This window comes from Citrobacter sp. TBCS-14, from assembly GCF_005280805.1.
Classification (GTDB): Bacteria; Pseudomonadota; Gammaproteobacteria; order Enterobacterales; family Enterobacteriaceae; genus Citrobacter; species Citrobacter gillenii.
This window is the reverse complement of the sequence record NZ_SZWM01001178.1, coordinates 1-980: the sequence shown is the minus strand read 5'-3', so window position 1 is coordinate 980 and position 980 is coordinate 1. Positions and strand designations below refer to the sequence as shown.

General features: G+C 51.6%; 1 protein-coding gene and 1 pseudogene. Both read left to right on the top strand.

From position 1 onward, the window contains the following. A partial coding sequence (locus FDX22_RS24670) for a transporter substrate-binding domain-containing protein (protein ID WP_146717929.1) occupies positions 1-209 on the top strand: 209 nt, incomplete at its 5' end. Position 210: 1 nt separating this feature from the next. Continuing rightward, positions 211-966: pseudogene (locus tag FDX22_RS24665) on the top strand (amino acid ABC transporter ATP-binding protein). Positions 967-980 lie beyond the last annotated feature (14 nt).

The window sequence follows — 980 nt, the reverse complement described above, 5'->3', positions numbered from 1 at the left end:
AAGCAGATTTCAAAATTTTGCCCGACCTGTTGAGCAAAGAAGAAATTGGTGTGGGTGTGAAAAAAGGTGAACCTGCGCTGTTGAAGGCCGTGAACGACGAACTATTAAAGCTCGAGTCAACCGGGCAGGCAGCCAAAATTTATGATGTCTGGTTTGGTCCGCAAACCAAAAATCCACAGCCCCGCGCCTTCAAAATAGAAGCGAAGTAATATGCTCTCAGGCCTTTTTAATCGTCCCGCAGCTTCGGCTGCGGATTTTACGCATCTGCGCCAGGCGCGTGTTGAACTGCGTAATGTCATAAAACACTATGACAATCATACCGTGCTTAACGGCGTCAGCCTGTCGGTTGAACCGGGCNTCGCCTGATAAACCAACTGGAGTCACTGAGCGGCGGCGATATTTTTATTGATGACAAACCAATCGGTCAGCTGCGCGGCCCCGCATTGCGTCAGCTTCGCAGCCGGATTGGTTTCGTGTTCCAGCAATTCAATCTCTACACCCACCTGACGGCACAGCAGAACATCACGTTGGCGCTGGAATATGTTCACGGTTGGAAAAAAACGGATGCTGAGCAACGGGCACTTGAACTGCTGGAACAGGTAGGATTAGCTGAGAAAGCCGATGCGTATGCCGCCCAACTTTCCGGCGGGCAGCAACAACGTGTTGCTATCGCCCGCGCGCTGGCCTCCTCGCCGCAAATCATCCTGTTTGATGAACCCACCTCCGCGCTGGATCCAGAAATGATTGGCGAAGTGTTGCAGGTCATGAAGCGTNATTACCATGATTGTCGTGACCCATGAAATGCATTTCGCCAGGGAGATTGCCGATCGTGTGGTGTTTATTGATGGCGGCGATATTCTCGAAGTCGCACCTCCTGAGGCGTTTTTCACTCGCCCTCAGCACCCCAGGACCCAACGTTTTCTGAAAAAAGTGCTCGACCCGTTACACCAGGAGTCATCGTTATAATGCATGCAATGGAC